This is a genomic window from Pseudoalteromonas sp. SCQQ13, from assembly GCF_015864415.1.
Classification (GTDB): Bacteria; Pseudomonadota; Gammaproteobacteria; order Enterobacterales; family Alteromonadaceae; genus Pseudoalteromonas; species Pseudoalteromonas nigrifaciens.
This window is the reverse complement of sequence record NZ_JADYXG010000007.1, coordinates 67346-86114: the sequence shown is the minus strand read 5'-3', so window position 1 is coordinate 86114 and position 18769 is coordinate 67346. Positions and strand designations below refer to the sequence as shown.

The window sequence follows — 18769 nt, the reverse complement described above, 5'->3', positions numbered from 1 at the left end:
TTTAGTAACCTTAACTCTGGTTAAGAGATTTACTAACGTATTGAATCATAGTTATATTTAGCTTTATTTTCTCTAGCCAGAGATTTTCAGTGAAAACAAGGCGAATTTACGCGTCAATAGCTGGTCTATTGCAAGTGAATTCAACGCAGTTAGCGCTGAAAATAGCTGCTTGAGATAGGTTTATTATCCGCAGTTGAGGTTATTTAGTAACCTTAACTCTGGTTAAGTATTATATTGCGGACGTGTTGGCTTGCGAGAAGAGGGTGTGATCGTATTGGCTAACTACTTTGTCGCGGCCTGTTTCTTTTGCAAGGTATAGGTGTTTGTCGGCGTGTAATAATAGCTCTTTTAAATTTAGCTGGTTAATAGTGGTACTAGTAACACCGGCACTAACAGACAGAGGAATGGATTGATCATTACAATAAAATGGTTGCTGACGAATATTAAAGCTTAATTGCTCTGCCAAGGTATTTGCTTGCTCAAGCGTATAACCATTAAGCAATACTGCAAACTCTTCTCCCCCAATTCGCGCTGTTATGCCAATATTCATAAATAATTGGCTGATATGTTGCGCTATCCATTTTAATGCTTGGTCGCCTACATCATGGCCATATTTATCGTTTACACGTTTAAAAAAATCTATATCTAACATAATTAAAGCAAGGGTATGATTTTTATCGGCTGTATTGGCTTTAATGTTTTTACAGGTAGAGAAAAATCCGCGGCGATTTAATAATTGCGTTAACGAATCATTGTTTGCCAAGTTAATCAGCTTAGATTCTGAATTTGCAAAAATAATAAAAGGCAAAATTAAAGCACAGAGTGTGGTAATAAAAAGGTGCGCTATTAATAGTATGTGTAACTGGGGCTTAAAGTCATCATTATTTGAGGTTATAAAGGGGAGCAACAATAAAATAACTTGTCCTAACATCACTAAGCTATGTGTTACTAAGCCTATTATAAGTAATCGTTGCTGTAATTTAGCAACGCAGTGTGTTTTTAATAAAATAAAAGCGCCGTATAAAAATAAAATGGCAACAATAAAGCTTGTTAATATTTGGCTTAAAACATGATTGTATACAAACACGAGTAATAAAGCGCACAAGCCATAAAGGTAAGCCAAAGGCGTTAAGTTTATTACAGCTTTGTTGTTAAACTTATTTAAGCCGATTACAAGTAATAGTGGGCTCAGTATAATAAATAGGTTTGCAAGGTAGTGAGTTAGCCATGGGAGGTTTAGCTCTTCTTTAAAGCTCACAAGTAAAATAGCAGTGGCAAACGAGATACAAGCACCACCAAATAACAAAAAGCTAGTTGTTTTTTTGTGCAGGTAAAAAGAAGTAAACAGTATACCTATCAGTAAGTTGAAAATAAAAGATAGGCTAGTTATAGTTGGTAAGTGCAGCATGTTGTAAGTACTCTTAAATATAAAGTGGCAGAGCAATTCGCTGCGTCCGTGTATTATATACTGTTATAAAATTTTAAAAATCGTTGTAAAGCATTGTATTTATAAATGCTGAATGACTGTGCTTATACTAAACTCTCTAATGCCGAATCAATATCAGAAAAATGAAATCGGTAGTTATGCTCTAATGCTTTTTGGGGGAAAACATATTGTCCGGTAATGAGCAGATCAGCCATTTCGCCCATTAACAGCTTTAACACAAGCTCTGGCATAGGAATTAGAGCTGGTCGAGATAACGCCTTACCTAAACTTTTGCTAAATACTTTACTACTTACAGGGTTTGGTGCCGTTGCATTAATAGGCCCAGTCATATTTTTATGTTTTATAATAAATAATATTAACTGCGTCATATCGTCAATATGGATCCACGACATACCTTGCTCGCCATTGGCAATAGGGCCGCCTAAACAGAGCTTAAACGCCGGTAGCATCTTGCTCAAAGCACCGCCTTTTTTTGCTAATACTATACCTGTGCGCAGTAAACACACGCGGGTACTAGTTGATTGAGCTGCTAATGCTGCGTTTTCCCAGTCTTTACAAAGCTGGTGGCTAAACTCATCGTGGGGTTTATTATTTTCTTCATCAATTGGGGTAATGCCTTGGCGACCATAAAAACCAACAGCGCTGCCTGATATAAACGTATGCGGTGGGGTATTGGATGCAGCGATTGCTGCAGATATTTGTTTTGTTAGCTCAATGCGGCTATCGCGAATAATCGATTTTTGCTTATCACTCCAGCGTTTATTTACAATGGGCTCACCTGCGAGGTTAATTACTACATCAACATTATTAAAATCAACCGCTTCTATGTTAGTAACTGCATTTATTTTATGCCCTAAAAGTACGTTTGCTTTTGTGGGGTTACGGCTTAGCACAGTAACACTATGATGATGGGTTAAAAAAGGACAAAGGTGTTGGCCAATTAAGCCAGTAGCTCCAGTAATAAAAATATGCATAACACAGCCTTATTTTTTAATTGCTAGCAAGTGTTTAAAATTTATACTCGCTAGTGCTTGGTTTTGCAAATTTATACGTGTAATGCAGTTTTATGATCACTTAGTAAATATTTCATTTTATTAGCTTTTGCCTTACACTAAAGCCTAATAAAAAATAATAAGGATCATAATATTGGCAAGTTTAACAGGGGTAAATAAAAGCTTAATTATTTTTGCTGCACTAGTTATTGTGCTCGCAGGGATCAAGTCGGCCAGCGCTATTATTATTCCCTTTATTTTAGCGGCATTTATTGCAATTATTTGCAGCCCGCTAATTAAATTTTTTGCTCGCTATCGTATTCCTAAAGGCATTGCTGTTATTTTTGTGGTGCTTATTATTGTAGGGCTAGGAGTCAGCCTTGGCGGCTTGGTAGGGCAGTCAGTTAACGATTTTTCGCAGCAACTTCCGCAGTTTAAAGTTAAATTAAAAGAAGAGTTTGTTTGGCTGGTTGATATAGCGTCGCAGTACAATATTTTAATTAATAAAGACCAAATATTATCTATGTTTGATCCTGGTAAAATGGTTGATGTCGCCACCAATATGCTCACCGGCTTAGGTGGAGTAATGGCGAATATGTTTTTAATTATTTTAACCGTGGTTTTTATGCTATTTGAAGGGCCGTCGCTTAATCATAAAATACATTCGGCGCTTAACGATCCTGATAAAAAAATGAAACAAATTAATCGCTTTTTAGACTCAATTAACTCTTATTTAGCCATTAAAACCTTAGTAAGCTTAGGAACGGGTATATTAGCTGCTTCTTTACTGTGGTTTTTAGATGTCGATTATTTTGTATTGTGGGGTGTATTAGCCTTTATGTTTAATTACATTCCAAATATCGGTTCAATTATTGCTGCTGTACCTGCGGTATTATTGGCACTTATAACGCAAGGCCCTTTAGTTGCTGGTTTAGTGGGAGCCGGATATTTAGTTATTAATACTGTGATGGGTAATATAGTAGAGCCTAAATTTTTAGGTAAAGGGCTGGGGCTTTCTACCTTAGTGGTGTTTTTGTCTTTGATATTTTGGGGCTGGTTATTAGGCTCTGTAGGTATGTTGCTGTCGGTACCTTTAACTATGATAGTTAAAATAGGGCTTGAGGCAAGTGACGAAGGCCGCTGGGTGGCAACATTACTAGGTACAGGCGAAGAGCTTACTGAAAACTAATTTATAGCAAAGTAGTATATTACTTTGCTATAAGCATAACTTTACGGCTATTAAACTTTTAAAGCATTAATAGCCGTATCTGCTGCGTTTATTGCACCTTCTAAATATCCAGCCTCTTGCTGCGCAAATTCACTGCCAACAAAATGAATATTTAAGTTAGCTAACTGTGAGCTTAGCCCCGAGTAGTTAAACTCTGGGTGTTGTGAAGGCCCTGTTTTATCATTTTCATTTGCTACATAGGGGTCAGCTGCCCAGTCTTTAATAAAATACCCCGTTGCCGCGTATACTTCATCGCCATAAAAATAAGCAAGTTGCTTTATACACGCTTGTTTTAATTGCTCAGTGCTTACTGTACTGCGCGTTGAATAAGGTACACCAATAAAGCCAAATAGGGCGGGGTGGCCATTATGACTGGCGCTTGCATCGTGAACTTCTACTAATGGCCCAACACGGCTAAAGCATTGCCCAGATAAGTTTTTATCACGCCAAAAAGCATGTTCAAAAGTTGCTATAAATTTAGCTTGGCCTGCCATCCATGTAGGCACTGCAGTTAAGCGATTTATAAGTGTTTGGTCAGCCCAAAGATCAGGAGTTAAGTGTTGGGTTATCATACGTGGGGGGAGCGCTGCAATTAGTTGCTTTGCGCTAAATTGCTTAACTTTGCCATTGTGGTTAGCGGTTATATGCCAGGTCTTTTGTTGTTTATGTAATTTAACGACGTGATGCTCTGTTAGGATTGAAGCCGGATTAAGCTGCTCATACAAGGCTTTAATTAAGCTGTACATGCCGCCTGTTAATCTTAGTAGGTGCATTTCGCCTGCACCTGCTATTTGTTGTGGCTTTAGCGTTTGCGCTGCCTGATATAACACATCGCCTTGTGTATATTGTGCAAATACAGGTAAGCATAATAACGAGATAAGTTGTTGAATTTTAGGTTGATGATCAAAAATCCAAGTAGGGCCTAAATCAAAGCTAATAGCACTATTGTGAGTGTCATGTGCTGCTTCAATTCGCCCGCCTAACTGTGGTTTTGCTTCTAATAATAGGTAGGGAATATTGCGTTGCTGTAGCAGGTATGCACTATATAACCCAGCTAAGCCGCCGCCAATAATAATAACGGGTTCATTTGTAGTGGATTTGCTCATAGTAAGCTTTTATACCTTTGTGGTTTGCATTGTAAGGCGCTGGACTATTTATTAGTATCGCTACTTATGTCGATATCAATAGCGCAGCACTTATTTTGAATATTAAAGAGGCCGCTTTAAGTCTAAAGTAAATTGCTCTACTAGTGATAGCTCGCAGGTTTTATAGGTTATTGCGGCGCTCAAAGCGTTAGGTAACTTTAATGAGTAGCGCCACTGGCAACTATGCTTAATATAATTTTCGTTACTGGCAATGCTTTTTATAAACAGCTGTAAAATTTGCGTATTGCCAGTTTCAAATTCTAATTTGTTTAACTCAAATTTGCGCTTTTGGATCCAAGTATTTTGTAGTTGTTTAGCTGTATTTAACTGATCATCTAGGCACTGAATGTAACGCTTAGTAACCTCTGGTGTTGCTTGAGCAGGTAATTTGCATGTTTGCTGGGCAAAGCTTACCGAGCTAAAAAATAATAAAGTTAAGCTTAATAAATAAATTATAAGGTTACTTTTTTTCATGGTAATTAAACTCTAGCATAAACTTGGCTCCGCCTAATTGCTCAGACTTAGAAATTGTGAGTAAGCCACGATACGACTTAACTAAGTCAGATACGATTGCCATACCTACACCATGGCCGCTTTCGTAGGTATCTAAGCGTGTGCCTCTGGTAAGCAGAGATTCGCGTTTGTCTTGTGGTACACCTGGGCCGTCGTCGCTAATACTAATACACAGGGTTTTACCTTGCGCTACTTTAATGGTTACTTGCGAGCGACATGCTTTACAGGCGTTATCAATTAAATTACCAAGTAATTCCATTAGGTCGGTTTTATCACCTAAAAAGTAATCTTTTTTACCTACTTTACAGTCAAAAATAATATCTTTATCGCGGTATACTTTACCCATTGCGCTTAAAATAGAGTCTAAAACAGGTTTAATAACGGTTTGTTTTTTCCAAGTGTCGGAAGCACCTGTAGCAGCACGCTTTAATTGATGCTCGATCATCACATTGATGCGATCTAGTTGTTCTTGTGCATCGGCATCATTTGCCAATGGACTCGACTTTAGTACTGCCAATGGTGTTTTAAGTGCGTGGGCTAAGTCGCTTAATGACGCTCTGTAGCGCTCTTTTTGGCGTTGTTGCGACTCAAGTAATAAGTTTAAATCAGCTTTTATTGTTTGTAACTCTACTGGGTACAAGCCTTTTATTTCTTGTATATCACCAGACTCTATCGCTTTAATTTCTTTATCTAGGCGCTGTAGTGGGCGGGCACTCCAAATAAAACCAATTGCCATTAACCCAGCAATTGCTATTCCCATTATAAACATCCAGTCAACCAGTGTTTGTTTAAAGCCATCCATAAGCTTTACTAACGCGTCGTTACGTTTGAGTAAAATAAAGCGTGCTTGCTCAGACTGATCAATATTATTGAGAATAACGGTTAAGCTTAATTGCCAATAGCTGGTGTTATTATACTCCACACGCCTAAAGTCAGCGGCGCCGGCTTTGGGCTCAATATATTCTGGCGTAAAATTAACATTCACCGCCGACTCAGAATACCAAATAGGTACATCATCGCGGTATATCATTGCGTAGGTATCTGAATTTAAATTATTAAGCTCGGGGGTTAAAATAGTGCTGGGCATAATAATGCCGCGCTCTGTAAAGTCGACTTCAGAAATTAGGGAGTACAGATGGGCTTCGAGGTTTTTTTCTGTTGCATCAACCAAAGAGGCATAATAAGCGGTGCCTATAGAGTAAAACAAAATAGGCAGGGCGACTAACAAAACAAAGACAAGGATAAATCCTTGCCTTATTTTTAACGATATTTGCGGTGCTACCACTGGCTTTTAAGCCTGTAGCCGCGTCCTCGTAGTGTTTCTACAGGATTTAGTACGCCTTCAGGATCTAATTTTTTACGTAAACGCAGTACAAATACTTCAATTACGTTCGAATCAAGGTCAAAGTCTTGGTCGTAAATATGCTCAGTAAGCTCTGATTTAGAAATTACCTTTTGCGGATTAACCATGAGGTATTCTAGTACTTTGTATTCGTATGCAGTTAAGCTTAACTCTTTATCGTCAACCCACACTTGCTGCGAGCGAGTATGAATTTTAATTGGTCCTGCTGTCATTTCTGGGTTTGCTTTACCTGCGCTGCGGCGAATTAGTGCATTACAACGGGCAATTAGCTCCTCAACATGAAATGGTTTTGTTAGGTAGTCATCTGCACCGGCATCTAAGCCTTCTACTTTGTCTTGCCAACGATCGCGCGCTGTTAGTATTAAAATAGGAATGGTAATGCCTTGGGCACGGGCTTTATTAATAAGCTCAATCCCGTCTATTTTAGGTAAACCTAAGTCAACCACAGCCATGTCTAAAGGGTACTCAGTGATATGAAAAAGACCCGCTTCACCATCGTGGCATAAATCTACGCTGTAACGTTCTTTTTCTAGAGCATTACGCAGGTTATCTGCTAAGTGTAAATCATCTTCTATAACTAAAATTCGCATCAATCAATCCTTTTTCACTTCGCCAGTTTTTTTATTTATTTTTAAATCTACGACGTGGCCGTCAGATTTTAAAATTCGTACAGTATAAAAATTTATTTTTTCGGTAATTTTTAATGTCGTACCGTCAGTGGTTTCTTTTGCAAGTACTACCGCTTTCTTTTTGCTTATCTCAACGCTATTAACCTTGGTTATTGTATTAGCTTGCAGCGTATTAGCAAAACAAATACAAGCGAAAAAGTTGAGGATTAATAATACGCGCATGACGGGACTCCTAGATCAGACCTACTCAGTTTAATAAACTGAGTTACCAAAATTCAATTAAATACTTAATAAGAATTTTACGGCAACAGTTTAATAATTAACGAGTGAACAAACCCTGAATTTTATAGTGAGATCATTCAAGGTTAAGTACATGTGTTATTAAGCAGGGAATACTTTTTTATATGGTTTAACAATTGAGTTTTCATATACGCCAGCCGCAACATAAGGGTCGGCTGCTGCCCATTCTCGGGCGGCCTCTAAAGAGTCAAACTGAGCAATTACTAGTGAACCGGTAAAACCTGCATCACTTGGGTCTTCATTATCGATAGCCGGAAGCGGGCCTGCAGTCAGTAAACGGTTTTGCGAATCAAGTTCACTTAAGCGTGCAAGGTGCGCTGGTCGGGCCTCTTTACGCAGTGCTAAGCTGTTTTCAACATCGATTGAATAAATCATGTACAACATAAAGAATCTCATAAAATTTGTTAAATTTAGTTAAGTGTATACTAGCATAGCGTTGAAAAATGGTGAATTAAAAGTGTTTACAGCTTTGTTTACAGTGAGAATATTTTTTTACTGTGTAATTGCTTGAAAAACGCTGTGTAACACTGTTAGAGTCCCATGGATAAGATAAATAATAACAAGGTTTATACATGAGTGAAAATAGAGAGCACTTTAGCTCCCGCTTAGGTTTTATATTAGCAGCGGCGGGCTCTGCTGTGGGCATTGGTAATTTAGTGGGCTTTCCTGTTTCTGCAACAAAAAACGGTGGTGGCGCATTTTTGCTCGTCTATGCCTTGTTTGTCGCATTTATTTGTTTACCCGTAATGATGGCTGAAATGGCCATGGGCCGTAAAGCGCAAAAAGATCCCCTAGGCTCATACAAAATATTGGGTAACAATGACACAAAATGGAAGTTGGCTGGTTTTTTAGCTGTATTTACTCCTTTTATGATAGCGGTTTTTTATATGGTTATTACCGTATGGATTTTTGGCTATTTAACGCAAACCGCACTTGGTAATTTAGATTCGTTGGCAAACCCTGGACACTTTGGGTTGTTTATTAATAGCTACACAGTATTTGCTTATATGGCAGCTGTGGTACTTGTTGTTAACTTAATTTTGTTAGGTGGTGTAAAGCAAGGAATAGAAAAAGCGGCTAAATTTTTAATGCCGGCATTATTTGTCATGTTAATTGTGTTAGTGGGTTATGTATTAACGCTAGATAACGCGATGGCAGGTGTTAAGTATTATATTATTCCTGATTTTTCTAAAATGAATGCCAGTGTGTTAAATGGTGCGTTAGCGCAAGCATTTTTCTCATTATCGCTTGGTATGGGTATTTTAATGACGTATGCGTCTTATATATCTAAAAAGGACGACATTGTAGGCAGTGCAAAAATGGTCGCGATTACCGACTCATTAGTTGCGTTTGTTGCAGGTTTAATGGTGTTACCGGCTATTTTTAGCTTTGATCCAAATACAGACCCAGCAACGCTTTCTGATTCATCAGTATCGATGATATTTGTATACCTTCCTAAAATATTGTTAGCACTGCAACATGATATTGGTTACTTTGGTGCATCGGCAGTGGCATTCTTATTCTTTTTATTAGTATTTTTTGCTGCAATTACATCACTCGTTTCTATTGTAGAAGTACCTACAGCAACATTAAGCGATCGCAAAGGCATAAGCCGTAAAAAAGCATTGGGTATTTTAACCTTAGCCACAGGCGTACTTACAATCTTATGTACTATGTCGTTTGGTATGGTAGATAGCTTAACGTCGTTTACTGGTTACGGCGGTGAAAGTAAAAGCTTTTTTGATGTAGTTTACGATGTATTTTACGACACCATCTTACCGTTTAACGGTTTAATGGTGTGTTTATTTGTAATGTACCGCTGGAAAAAAGCAAATTTAAGTAAAGAGTTGAGCATAGGCTCGCCTAATTATGCAGGCAGCTTTATGGAAAAATATGTTAACTTTTCGCTTTCAACGTTTATTCCAATTATTTTAGCGACTATATTTATAAACACAGTTGCAACTAAGTTTTTTGGATTGAAATTATTTGGTTTTTAAAAACTGATTAATATTAATTAAGCCGCGTATTTCGCGGCTTTTTTATGTCTGAAATAAATGTACATAATATTAATTGTATTAACGCTGTAGGGTTGACTTGCGTCCTTGTAAGCCTTAGCCTCCCTGACTTTATTTTATATTATGGTTAAATTCCCACGCTTAATTAATTTCATTATGCGTGTATTTAGGAGCATTCAATGAATAAAGCACAACTAGTTACCGCTATGGCTCAAAAAAGTGAGTTAACTAAAAAAGACGCACAAGTAGCACTTACCAGTTTACAAAAAGTAATTACTAAGTCGCTAGCAGAAGGGGATCAAGTTCAAATAAACGGTTTTGGTACTTTTGCATTAAGCTATTACCCAGCACGCACTGGGCGTAATCCACAAACCGGTGCCAGTATTGAAATTGAAGGGGCTAATAAAGCGGTGTTTAAGGCTTCTAAAGCGTTAAAAGATGTTCTTTAATTTTATTCTCCGTTAAACACTTTATTTATAAAAACAAAAAAGGGCATTTTAAAAATGCCCTTTTTTAATTTCCGTTGTAGTTTATTAAAGCGCTGTAGCAGCTTTCATTTTAGTTACAAAGGCTTTTAATTGTGTGGTCATGGTGGGTAAATCATCAAGGTTTGCTTCGATAATTTTAACCACTGCCGAGCCCGAAATAGCCCCCGCAGCACCGGCATTTAATGCGGCTTTTACATCATCAGGCGTTGAAATACCAAAACCTAATAGTGCTGGTGCGCTATGGTATTCTTTTAATTTAGTTACAATGTTGCCCGCTGGCATTTGCGCTTTTTCGTCAGTGCCGGTAACTCCCGCACGCGACAGTAAATAGGTGTAACCTCTGCCATACGATGCGCATGCACGAAGCGTGTCGTCATCAGCATTAGGGGTGGCAATAAAGATAGGGTCTACACCGTTTGCCATGGCTGCCTTTCTAAATGTTTTTGACTCATGCAGTGGCACATCGGCCACTAAAATAGAGTCTACGCCGGCGGCTTTAGCATCTTTATAAAAGGTGTCTATACCGCGCTTAAAAACTAAGTTTGAATACAGTAATAAACCAATTGGAATATCTGCATTGTACTGGCGTATTTGTTTAATAATATCAAAGCAGTCTTGGGTGTTAATGTGTACATTAAGGGCGCGAATATTTGCTTTTTGAATGACTGGTCCATCTGCGATTGGATCTGAAAACGGAATACCTAACTCTAGGGCATCAGCGCCGCCATCAATTAAACTTTTAATAATAGCAATACTTTGCTCTTTACCGGGGTCGCCAATAGTTACAAAGGGTACAAATGCCCCGTGTTTTTGCTCATTTAGGGCTGCAAACATTTTACCGTAGCGATCTGTTTTTACTTGGCTCATATTTGACCTCCTTGCGACAATACATTGTGAACGTGGGCTAAGTCTTTATCGCCTCGGCCACTTAAATTAACCACTATAATGCTTTCATCAGTTAGCGCTTCTGCATATTTAAGTGCATAAGCGAGGGCGTGGCTAGATTCGAGCGCCGGAATAATACCTTCATTTTTGGCAAGCGACTGAAAAGCGTCTAGTGCTTCGGTGTCGGTAATGGCTACATATTGTGCACGACCTGTTTCGTGTAAAAATGCATGTTGCGGCCCAACAGCTGGGTAATCAAGGCCGGCAGATACAGAATACGACTCTTCTATTTGGCCGTCGTCATTTTGCATAATATAGGTGTAAGTACCGTGCAATATACCTTTAGTACCTTTACAAATAGTAGCACCGTGCTCGTGTGTATCTAAACCTTTACCAGCAGGCTCAACACCAATGAGCTTTACACTTGGCTCGTTAATAAAATCACTAAACATACCAATGGCATTAGAACCGCCGCCAACACAGGCAATAACGGCATCAGGTAGGCGACCTTCAGCTTTTAGCACTTGTTGTTTTGCTTCTTCACCAATAATTTTTTGGTATTCACGCACAATAGTTGGGAATGGGTGTGGGCCCGCTGCAGTACCAAGTAGGTAGTGCGCATCTTGATAATTTGCTGACCAGTCACGTAGTGCTTCGTTTACAGCATCTTTTAATGTGCCTGAACCCGCTGTTACCGGAATCACAGTCGCGCCCATTAGCTCCATTCTAAATACGTTTGGTTGCTGACGTTCAACGTCTTTTGCACCCATGTAAATACGGCATTTTAAACCCAGCAGAGCACAAGCAAGTGCTGTAGCAACACCATGTTGGCCTGCACCTGTTTCGGCAATAACCTCTGTTTTACCCATACGTTTAGTTAATAACGCTTGGCCAAGTACTTGGTTAGTTTTGTGCGCGCCACCGTGCAGTAAATCTTCACGCTTTAAATACAGTTTAACCTTTGGGTTTTTAATTAAATTACGCGTTAAAGTAAGTGGCGTAGGGCGACCCGCATACTCGTTAAGTAATTTTGAAAGCTCAGCCTGAAACTGTGGATCTTTTTGTGCTTTGTTAAATTCGTTTTCTAACTGCTTAAGCGCAGGGACAAGTAGCTCGGGTACAAACATACCGCCAAACTCGCCAAAATAAGCTGGATTTTTCATTTTAACCTCAATAATTTCTAATACTTGTAAATGCGTTTTGTAATTTGTTAGGGCACTTTTTACCCGGAGACTGTTCCACTCCAGAATTAAGGTCTAGCCCTAAGGCGCCTTGAAAAAGTGCCTCTTTAATGTTCTCAGGATTTAAGCCTCCAGCAAGCATAAAGGGGGTGGTGGCATCACGTAGCACCGACCAATCAAATGTTTTACCTGTACCGCCAGCTTGGGTGTTGCTGTGGGTGTCGTACAAAATGCGATCAACACCATGTACTGGAGTCGGCAATGCATCTTTTATTGCCTGTGCTTTCCAAATTTCGCAGTCGCTAGGTAGTTGTGTACGCAAGGTGGTAATGTAATCGTCACTTTCTTGACCGTGTAATTGCACAGCCGCCAATTTTAACACACTTGCGTACTGGGCTACTTGCTCTATAGGCGCATCTACAAATACCCCAACAAAGTTAAGCGGTGCACTTTGGCTAAGCTCTATGGCGCAGTCTAAGTCGACATAACGAGGCGACTTAGGATGAAAAATTAACCCGCCATATACGGCGCCATTTTCATACGCTGCAAGCGCATCTTGGCTGCGTGTTAAGCCACATACTTTGTTATCGCCTAATATAACTCTTTTGCAGGCTTGTTCTAAATCGCGTTCGCTCATAAGTGAGCTGCCAATTAAAAAGCCATCGCAAAGTGGCGCTAATCGTTTTACGTCTTGGTGGGTGTAAATACCCGACTCCGAAATAACGACTTTATTAGCTGGAATAAGTTTACGTAGCTTTTCGGTGGTGGCTAAATCTGTACTTAAATCGCGTAAGTCTCGGTTGTTAATGCCAATTATTTTAGCATCAAGGGCAAGCGCACGGTGTACTTCTGCTTCGTTACTTACCTCAGTTAGCACCGACATATTTAACGAGTCAGCAACGCTATGCAATGCTTTATAGCTTTCATCGTCAAGTACTGAGAGCATTAATAATATAGCGTCGCCGCCATAAATACGCGCCATATATACTTGATACTCGTCTATAAAAAAATCTTTGCAAATAAGAGGTTGCTCTACTTGGCTACGTACAAACTCTAAGTAATCAAAGCTGCCTTGAAAATACTTGGTGTCGGTTAGCACGCTCATACAGCTGGCATACTTTTTATAAACCGAGGTTATTTCTGTTAAATTAAAAGGTTCTCTAATAAGCCCTTTAGACGGCGATGCTTTTTTACATTCTAAAATAAACTGAATGCCAGGGGCTGCAAGTGCTTTATAAAAGCTGCGAGTTGTAGGCACCGCAAGGTGCTTAAAGCTATCTAGTGGGCGAGCGGCTTTGCGCTCAATTAGTTCTAATTTTTTATCAGCAACAATTTTGTCTAATACATTAGCCATTACTTACCTCAATAATTGCATTTAGTGTGTTCATGGCTTGCCCTGAACTTAATAACGTGTGTACTTGTTGTGCGCCGTCTTTTAGCGATTGCGCTTTACCACTTAGGTATAACAGTGCGGCCACATTAACAATAATAGCGGCATTATGCGCTTCATCACCCTTACCTTGCAAAATAGCAAGAGAGACATTAGCGTTGTATTGTGGGCCTTCACCGGTTAGTTGTTCAAGTGAATAGTTTGCAAGGTCAAAGTCACTTGGGTTAAGCGTATACTCGCTAATGTTGCCATTATTTAACTCAACCACAGTAGTTGGGCCGTGCAGAGCAATTTCGTCGGTGCCAGAGCCATGTACTATCATTGCGCGCTTGGTGCCTAGGGTTCTTAATGTTTGTGCCATAGGTAGGCATAAATTGGGGTTGTATACCCCGAGTAACTGTACTTCAGGCGCAGCTGGATTTACCAAAGGCCCTAAAATATTAAAAATAGTGCGTGTTTTAAGGGCAGTACGTACTCCCATTGCGTGGCGTACGCCTGGGTGGTACTGAGGTGCAAACAAAAAAGTAAAGCCTGTTTGTTCTAAGCAATTTGCCGCTTGTGCTGGCGTCATTTCAATATTGATGCCCAATGCTTTGAGCAAATCGGCAGAGCCTGAGTTACTCGAGACACTGCGATTACCGTGTTTTACCATATTAATACCTGCCGCGGCTGCAACAATAGCAGCGGTAGTGCTAATATTAATTGTATTAGAGCCATCGCCACCGGTGCCGCAGCAATCAGCAAGTTGGTTACGGGTAGTATTAAAGGCAAGCGCATTTTCTCGCATAGACGCCGCAGCGCCAGCTATTTCATCGCTGATTTCGCCTTTTGATTTTAACGCTATAAGCAGTGCGCTAAGCTCAATATCACTCATGTTACCTTGCATTATTTCATCAAACAGCGCTTTAGATTGCGTGTAGCTTAATGATTGGTTGCTTATCAGTTGCTCAATTGCAGTTTGAATGCTCGCATTGTGCATATTAGCACTGAGAACATTAATGTTTTGCTTGGTTTGTATACTCATTATGTTCTCCTTTATTGGCTAGCGGTTAAGTAGGCAATGCTTTGCTGTAATAGCTGCGCGCCGTTTGGGGTTAAAATAGACTCAGGATGAAACTGATACCCTAAAACATTGTCATCATGATGATAAATAGCCATAGGAATATCTTGGTATTGGGCAATTACTGCAATATTATCAGGCACTTTAGTGGCCATTAAAGAGTGATAACGCGCTACGGGCATAGTGCTGCCCATACCGTTAAATACTGGGTGTTCACCTAAATCAATTATTGACGATTTGCCGTGTACGGTTTCCCCAGCATGGCCAATTACGCCGCCATAACTTTGGGTTAAAGCTTGCTGGCCTAAACAAATACCCAGCATAGGGAAGTGACCTTTGGTAAGCGCTATTAAATCCATTAAGCAGCCTGCATTACTTGGTGTGCCAGGGCCTGGGGAAAGTACTAATAGCACTTGGCCTTGTTCTTGGCGCATTTTATTAAAAATAACCTCAGCGCTAATATTGTTTCTGTAAACAACCAGTTCACAGCCAAGCATAGTTAGCTCGTCAACTAAGTTATAGGTAAACGAGTCAAAGTTATCTAAAAAGTAAATTTTAATTGGGTGTTGCTGGCTCATGTTAACCCGCCTCGAAAGTAGATTTAATAGCGGTAATAACCGCTTGTGCTTTAGCACGGGTTTCGTTTGCTTCTGACTGCGGATCTGAGTCAAATACCACTCCGGCTCCGGCTTGCACGTAAGCAATATTATTTTTTACAAAGGCTGAGCGAATAACAATGCAGGTATCCATAGCGCCATCACCGGTTAAATAACCTACAGCGCCACCGTAGCTACCACGGCGTTTACCTTCGGTTTGGCGCACAAGTTCTGCAGCGCGTACTTTTGGTGCACCAACTAAGGTTCCCATGTTCATACATGCTTGGTATGCGTGTAGTGCATCAAGCTCTGGCTTTAGCGTGCCGACAACGCGCGACACTAAATGCATTACTTGAGAGTAGCGGTCTACTTTTAATAGCTCTTTTGCAAAGCGCGTACCGGCTACGCTAATACGGGCAACATCGTTACGGGCTAAATCAACTAGCATTAAATGCTCAGCGCGCTCTTTTTGATCGTTTCTCAGCTCAAGCTCGATGCGGCTATCTAAGTCTAGATTTATTTGACCATTCGCAAATTTGCCACGCGCTCGAGTACCTGCAATTGGATACACTTCGACCTGTTTTGATGCCACAGTGTATTTAAGTGCTGACTCGGGTGATGCACCAAATAAAGCAAAGTCTTCGTCGCGCATATAAAACATATACGGGCTGGGATTTTGCTGTTTAAGTTTGCTGTAAGCATGAAGTGGATCGGGGCAAGGCAGCGAGAAAGTACGCGAAGGCACAACCTGAAATATATCGCCATCTACAATATTCTTTTTAAGCTTAATTACTTGTTCGCAGTAAGTTTCGTCGCTTATATCAATAGCAACATCGCATTCGCCGCTTTGTATCTTGGCGCTAAATTGTGCAGCGTTATCGCATAAGGTATTTAAGCGCTCTAACTCTTTACCTACTTCAAAGCAGTTTGCATGTACGTCGGGGCCATTAAATACATTACCAATAAGTTCTGTGGTTTGTTTTTGATGATCAATTACCACTAGTGTTTCGGCTAAATAAAATACGTAATCGGGGCAGGTGTTTTCGCCGTCTGGCACATCACTTAACTGTTCAAAATTGGCTACCATATCGTAGGCAAATACACCGCCTAAAAAAACCGAAAAAGGATTGTTGGTGGTGCTTTTAATACTGTTAATACAGGTGCGCAGTGCACTGAATGCATTATCGGCAACCAACTTACTCGCTTCGTCAATATCATTGTTTGAGCTTAAGTACGCAAGCGTTAATGTTGTCTCGTTTAGAGTGGCTTCGCAGCTTTTTACATTGGCTTGTAAATAGCTTAGTAGCTGTTGCCCATTATTTGATTGCGCTGTAATCGTTACGGTTTTACCCTGGCATACAATACGCAGTGCGCAATCAACTAAAATTAAACTTTTAACACTGTCTTTAGACTCAATTTCGGCCGACTCAAGCAGTAGCGAATTTGGCTTATCAAGTGCGCTATATAGTGCAAGCGGGCTACTAATATAGTCGCGTACTTGCGTAATGCTGGTTACTTCACCTGGTGTGGTAGTTATGTGACTAAAAATCAAACCTCATTCCCTCAAAAAAATAAAACCCCGCAATGCTGTGCAATGCGGGGTTTAAATAACGATATCTAAATTACAAACAGATCATTACCGTCCCGCTAAATTAAGCGCCACCAACGATGTGTAAGAGTAAGATTGTTATTCATGTTTTTTAGCCTCTAATGCTTTTTATTTTTTCCAGTCGTTACTGGTTAAAAAGATACGTTTAAATAATAATTATAAAATTTAGTGATAAAAAAACCCGCACAGTTGCGGGTTTTGAATATTTGTTAGACACGACAATTCATCACCCGGAAATTACGAGTGCCACCACCAAATAGTGTTTAAAGTAGAATTGTTCATTATTGTTAATGCTTATAGTGTCTTTAAGTGGCTACAGTAAAACGTATCATATGCTTTGATGTCAAGTGTTTATTTAAAAACAATTTAGTTAAAAAACTTGTTATACTAATTACCGATACTTTCCACACTTAATTTTAAGTAGTTTTCTTTTGATAAAATATGATTTACATAGCCATACAACACATTCCGATGGGCAGCTAAGCGTTGCAGAGCTATTGCATCGTGCTGTTGATAAAAATATAGATGTGTTTGCTATTACAGATCACGATACTGTGGCGGCCATAAAGCCTGCTCAGCATATTATTGATACCGAAAACCTACCATTATCGCTGATCACCGGAGTTGAAATATCAACCCGCTGGGAAAGCTTTGAAATTCATATTGTGGGGTTAAATATTGATACTGAAAATTCAGACCTAACGGCTTTATTGCTAGAGCAACAGCAAAAACGCGAAACTCGCGCGTTAGAAATAGGTACACGCCTAGCTAAAAATGGCTTTGATGATATTTACGAACAAGCCAAAGAGCTTGCAAAAGATGCGCAAATTACTCGCGCGCATTTTGCTCGCGCTTTAATAGCACGCGGTGTTGCAAAAAACTTTCCTGGGGTATTTAAAAAATATTTAGGGCGCGGAAAAACCGGTTATGTACCAAGTAGTTGGTGCGATATGCAAACGGCTATTAAGGCGATTCATGCCGCTGGTGGAGTGGCGGTTTTAGCTCACCCTAGCAGTTATCAAATGTCTAATAAATGGCTACGCAAATTATTGGTTGAGTTTAAATCTGTTGGCGGAGACGCAATGGAAGTTGCTCAGCCTCAGCAAGCACCAAGTGATCGTCAATTTTTAGGCGAGTTGAGCCGTGAGTATGATTTGTTGTGTTCACAAGGGTCTGATTTTCATTTTCCGACAAGCTACTTAGAGCTTGGTAAAAATCTATACTTACCTAAGGATTGCCGCGGCGTTTGGCAAGCTTGGGAAAAGCAAGAAGGAGCAGCAACATGAGTCAACTATTTCATATTCATCCAGAGAATCCACAATCAAGGTTAATTCAACAAGCTGCCGATATAATTAAGCAAGGCGGCGTTGTTGTTTACCCTACAGATTCGGGGTACGCCATAGGGTGTAATATTGGTAATAAACAAGCAAAAGAGCGTATTGAGCGTATTCGTGGCATAGAAAAACACCATAACTTTACCTTAGTGTGCCGCGATTTATCTGAGCTTTCTACGTATGCACGCGTAGATAATCAAACCTTTAGATTAATAAAAAACAATACTCCCGGGCCTTATACTTTTATTTTTAAAGGCACTAAAGAAGTACCAAAACGTTTATTAAACGACAAGAAAAAAACCATAGGTATACGCGTTATAGCGCATCCTATTGCGTGTGCATTGCTAGAGGAACTTGGCGAGCCACTCATGTCGTGTTCACTTATTTTGCCAGGTGAAGAATACACTGAGTCAGATCCAGATGAAATTATTGAGCGATTAGATAAACACGTAGATTTAATTATCCATGGTGGTTATTTAGCAGAGCAAGCAACCACAGTGGTTGATTTATCTGAAGATGAAGTGCAAATTTTGCGTGTTGGCTGTGGTGATACTAGTCCGTTTGAGTAAAAAATAGTGAACGAAGAAAACACCA

General features: G+C 39.8%; 19 protein-coding genes. 5 read left to right on the top strand and 14 right to left on the bottom strand.

Going from position 1 to position 18769, the window contains the following annotated elements; translation table 11 throughout:
• Nucleotides 1-229 precede the first annotated feature (229 nt).
• Both I6F41_RS07565 and I6F41_RS07560 read right to left on the bottom strand, forming a co-directional pair.
• Nucleotides 230-1408: a GGDEF domain-containing protein gene (locus tag I6F41_RS07565; RefSeq protein ID WP_197108057.1), complete on the bottom strand. Its 1179-nt coding sequence runs from the start codon at nt 1406-1408 to the stop codon at nt 230-232.
• A 122-nt stretch (nt 1409-1530) separates the two neighbouring features.
• Nucleotides 1531-2421 (bottom strand): TIGR01777 family oxidoreductase, encoded by an 891-nt coding sequence (locus I6F41_RS07560; protein ID WP_197108055.1) that lies wholly within the window; start codon nt 2419-2421, stop codon nt 1531-1533.
• 172 nt (nt 2422-2593) lie between these two features.
• Here I6F41_RS07560 and I6F41_RS07555 point away from each other — a divergent pair, with 172 nt between their 5' ends.
• Nucleotides 2594-3628 carry an AI-2E family transporter gene (locus I6F41_RS07555; protein WP_041454403.1) on the top strand — a complete coding sequence of 345 codons (1035 nt, stop codon included), beginning with the start codon at nt 2594-2596 and terminating at the stop codon, nt 3626-3628.
• Nucleotides 3629-3678: 50 nt separating this feature from the next.
• Here I6F41_RS07555 and I6F41_RS07550 read toward each other — a convergent pair whose 3' ends face one another.
• The 6 genes from I6F41_RS07550 to I6F41_RS07525 form a co-directional block, all read right to left on the bottom strand.
• Nucleotides 3679-4773: a flavin monoamine oxidase family protein gene (locus I6F41_RS07550; RefSeq protein WP_197108053.1), complete on the bottom strand. Its 1095-nt coding sequence runs from the start codon at nt 4771-4773 to the stop codon at nt 3679-3681.
• A gap of 102 nt (nt 4774-4875) precedes the next feature.
• The gene (locus I6F41_RS07545; RefSeq protein WP_086995569.1) at nt 4876-5286 is read right to left on the bottom strand and encodes a hypothetical protein; all 411 of its coding nucleotides are present in this window, start codon (nt 5284-5286) and stop codon (nt 4876-4878) included.
• Nucleotides 5273-6610, bottom strand: a complete 1338-nt coding sequence (locus tag I6F41_RS07540; protein ID WP_011327965.1) for an ATP-binding protein — start codon at nt 6608-6610, stop codon at nt 5273-5275. Before I6F41_RS07540 ends, I6F41_RS07545 begins: the two co-directional genes overlap by 14 nt.
• Nucleotides 6604-7278, bottom strand: a complete 675-nt coding sequence (locus I6F41_RS07535) for a response regulator transcription factor (RefSeq protein WP_007375447.1) — start codon at nt 7276-7278, stop codon at nt 6604-6606. Before I6F41_RS07535 ends, I6F41_RS07540 begins: the two co-directional genes overlap by 7 nt.
• 3 nt (nt 7279-7281) lie before the next feature.
• Entirely contained in the window at nt 7282-7539 is a 258-nt protein-coding gene (locus I6F41_RS07530; protein WP_011327966.1) for a PepSY domain-containing protein, read from the bottom strand.
• A gap of 159 nt (nt 7540-7698) precedes the next feature.
• Entirely contained in the window at nt 7699-8001 is a 303-nt protein-coding gene (locus tag I6F41_RS07525; RefSeq protein WP_058373227.1) for a YciI family protein, read from the bottom strand.
• A gap of 188 nt (nt 8002-8189) precedes the next feature.
• Here I6F41_RS07525 and I6F41_RS07520 point away from each other — a divergent pair, with 188 nt between their 5' ends.
• Both I6F41_RS07520 and I6F41_RS07515 read left to right on the top strand, forming a co-directional pair.
• Nucleotides 8190-9614, top strand: a complete 1425-nt coding sequence (locus I6F41_RS07520; protein WP_197108051.1) for a sodium-dependent transporter — start codon at nt 8190-8192, stop codon at nt 9612-9614.
• A 197-nt stretch (nt 9615-9811) separates the two neighbouring features.
• Nucleotides 9812-10081, top strand: a complete 270-nt coding sequence (locus I6F41_RS07515; RefSeq protein ID WP_197108050.1) for an HU family DNA-binding protein — start codon at nt 9812-9814, stop codon at nt 10079-10081.
• Between the two features lie 84 nt (nt 10082-10165).
• On the opposite strand, the gene trpA is transcribed toward I6F41_RS07515, so the two are convergent.
• The 6 genes from trpA to I6F41_RS07485 are packed head-to-tail and all read right to left on the bottom strand — an operon-like array spanning nt 10166 to nt 16784.
• Nucleotides 10166-10987: a tryptophan synthase subunit alpha gene (gene trpA / locus I6F41_RS07510; protein WP_089368170.1), complete on the bottom strand. Its 822-nt coding sequence runs from the start codon at nt 10985-10987 to the stop codon at nt 10166-10168.
• Nucleotides 10984-12168, bottom strand: a complete 1185-nt coding sequence (gene trpB, locus I6F41_RS07505; protein WP_011327971.1) for a tryptophan synthase subunit beta — start codon at nt 12166-12168, stop codon at nt 10984-10986. Before trpB ends, trpA begins: the two co-directional genes overlap by 4 nt.
• Before the next feature lie 7 nt (nt 12169-12175).
• Nucleotides 12176-13540: a bifunctional indole-3-glycerol-phosphate synthase TrpC/phosphoribosylanthranilate isomerase TrpF gene (gene trpCF / locus I6F41_RS07500; protein WP_197108048.1), complete on the bottom strand. Its 1365-nt coding sequence runs from the start codon at nt 13538-13540 to the stop codon at nt 12176-12178.
• Entirely contained in the window at nt 13533-14600 is a 1068-nt protein-coding gene (trpD, locus tag I6F41_RS07495; protein WP_089368172.1) for an anthranilate phosphoribosyltransferase, read from the bottom strand. The genes trpCF and trpD overlap by 8 nt, the downstream gene beginning before the upstream one ends.
• An 11-nt stretch (nt 14601-14611) precedes the next feature.
• Entirely contained in the window at nt 14612-15214 is a 603-nt protein-coding gene (locus I6F41_RS07490; RefSeq protein WP_041454404.1) for an aminodeoxychorismate/anthranilate synthase component II, read from the bottom strand.
• 1 nt (nt 15215) lies between these two features.
• On the bottom strand, nt 15216-16784 hold the full coding sequence (locus tag I6F41_RS07485) for an anthranilate synthase component 1 (protein ID WP_182677079.1): 1569 nt from the start codon (nt 16782-16784) through the stop codon (nt 15216-15218).
• Nucleotides 16785-17272: 488 nt separating this feature from the next.
• Between I6F41_RS07485 and rnm the strand changes: the two genes are divergently transcribed.
• Together rnm and I6F41_RS07475 are read left to right on the top strand one after the other, a co-directional pair.
• Entirely contained in the window at nt 17273-18127 is an 855-nt protein-coding gene (gene rnm / locus I6F41_RS07480) for an RNase RNM (protein WP_182683269.1), read from the top strand.
• On the top strand, nt 18124-18744 hold the full coding sequence (locus I6F41_RS07475; RefSeq protein ID WP_011327977.1) for an L-threonylcarbamoyladenylate synthase: 621 nt from the start codon (nt 18124-18126) through the stop codon (nt 18742-18744). Before rnm ends, I6F41_RS07475 begins: the two co-directional genes overlap by 4 nt.
• Nucleotides 18745-18769 lie beyond the last annotated feature (25 nt).

Excerpts from the sequence above, each read along its gene's own strand:
- I6F41_RS07565 (WP_197108057.1), bottom strand. The coding sequence starts at position 1,408 with ATGCTGCACTTACCAACTATAACTAGCCTATCTTTTATTTTCAACTTA.
- I6F41_RS07560 (WP_197108055.1), bottom strand. The coding sequence starts at position 2,421 with ATGCATATTTTTATTACTGGAGCTACTGGCTTAATTGGCCAACACCTT.
- I6F41_RS07550 (WP_197108053.1), bottom strand. The coding sequence starts at position 4,773 with ATGAGCAAATCCACTACAAATGAACCCGTTATTATTATTGGCGGCGGC.
- I6F41_RS07545 (WP_086995569.1), bottom strand. The coding sequence starts at position 5,286 with ATGAAAAAAAGTAACCTTATAATTTATTTATTAAGCTTAACTTTATTA.
- I6F41_RS07535 (WP_007375447.1), bottom strand. The coding sequence starts at position 7,278 with ATGCGAATTTTAGTTATAGAAGATGATTTACACTTAGCAGATAACCTG.
- I6F41_RS07530 (WP_011327966.1), bottom strand. The coding sequence starts at position 7,539 with ATGCGCGTATTATTAATCCTCAACTTTTTCGCTTGTATTTGTTTTGCT.
- I6F41_RS07525 (WP_058373227.1), bottom strand. The coding sequence starts at position 8,001 with ATGTTGTACATGATTTATTCAATCGATGTTGAAAACAGCTTAGCACTG.
- I6F41_RS07520 (WP_197108051.1), top strand. The coding sequence starts at position 8,190 with ATGAGTGAAAATAGAGAGCACTTTAGCTCCCGCTTAGGTTTTATATTA.
- I6F41_RS07515 (WP_197108050.1), top strand. The coding sequence starts at position 9,812 with ATGAATAAAGCACAACTAGTTACCGCTATGGCTCAAAAAAGTGAGTTA.
- trpA (WP_089368170.1), bottom strand. The coding sequence starts at position 10,987 with ATGAGCCAAGTAAAAACAGATCGCTACGGTAAAATGTTTGCAGCCCTA.
- trpB (WP_011327971.1), bottom strand. The coding sequence starts at position 12,168 with ATGAAAAATCCAGCTTATTTTGGCGAGTTTGGCGGTATGTTTGTACCC.
- trpCF (WP_197108048.1), bottom strand. The coding sequence starts at position 13,540 with ATGGCTAATGTATTAGACAAAATTGTTGCTGATAAAAAATTAGAACTA.
- trpD (WP_089368172.1), bottom strand. The coding sequence starts at position 14,600 with ATGAGTATACAAACCAAGCAAAACATTAATGTTCTCAGTGCTAATATG.
- I6F41_RS07490 (WP_041454404.1), bottom strand. The coding sequence starts at position 15,214 with ATGAGCCAGCAACACCCAATTAAAATTTACTTTTTAGATAACTTTGAC.
- I6F41_RS07475 (WP_011327977.1), top strand. The coding sequence starts at position 18,124 with ATGAGTCAACTATTTCATATTCATCCAGAGAATCCACAATCAAGGTTA.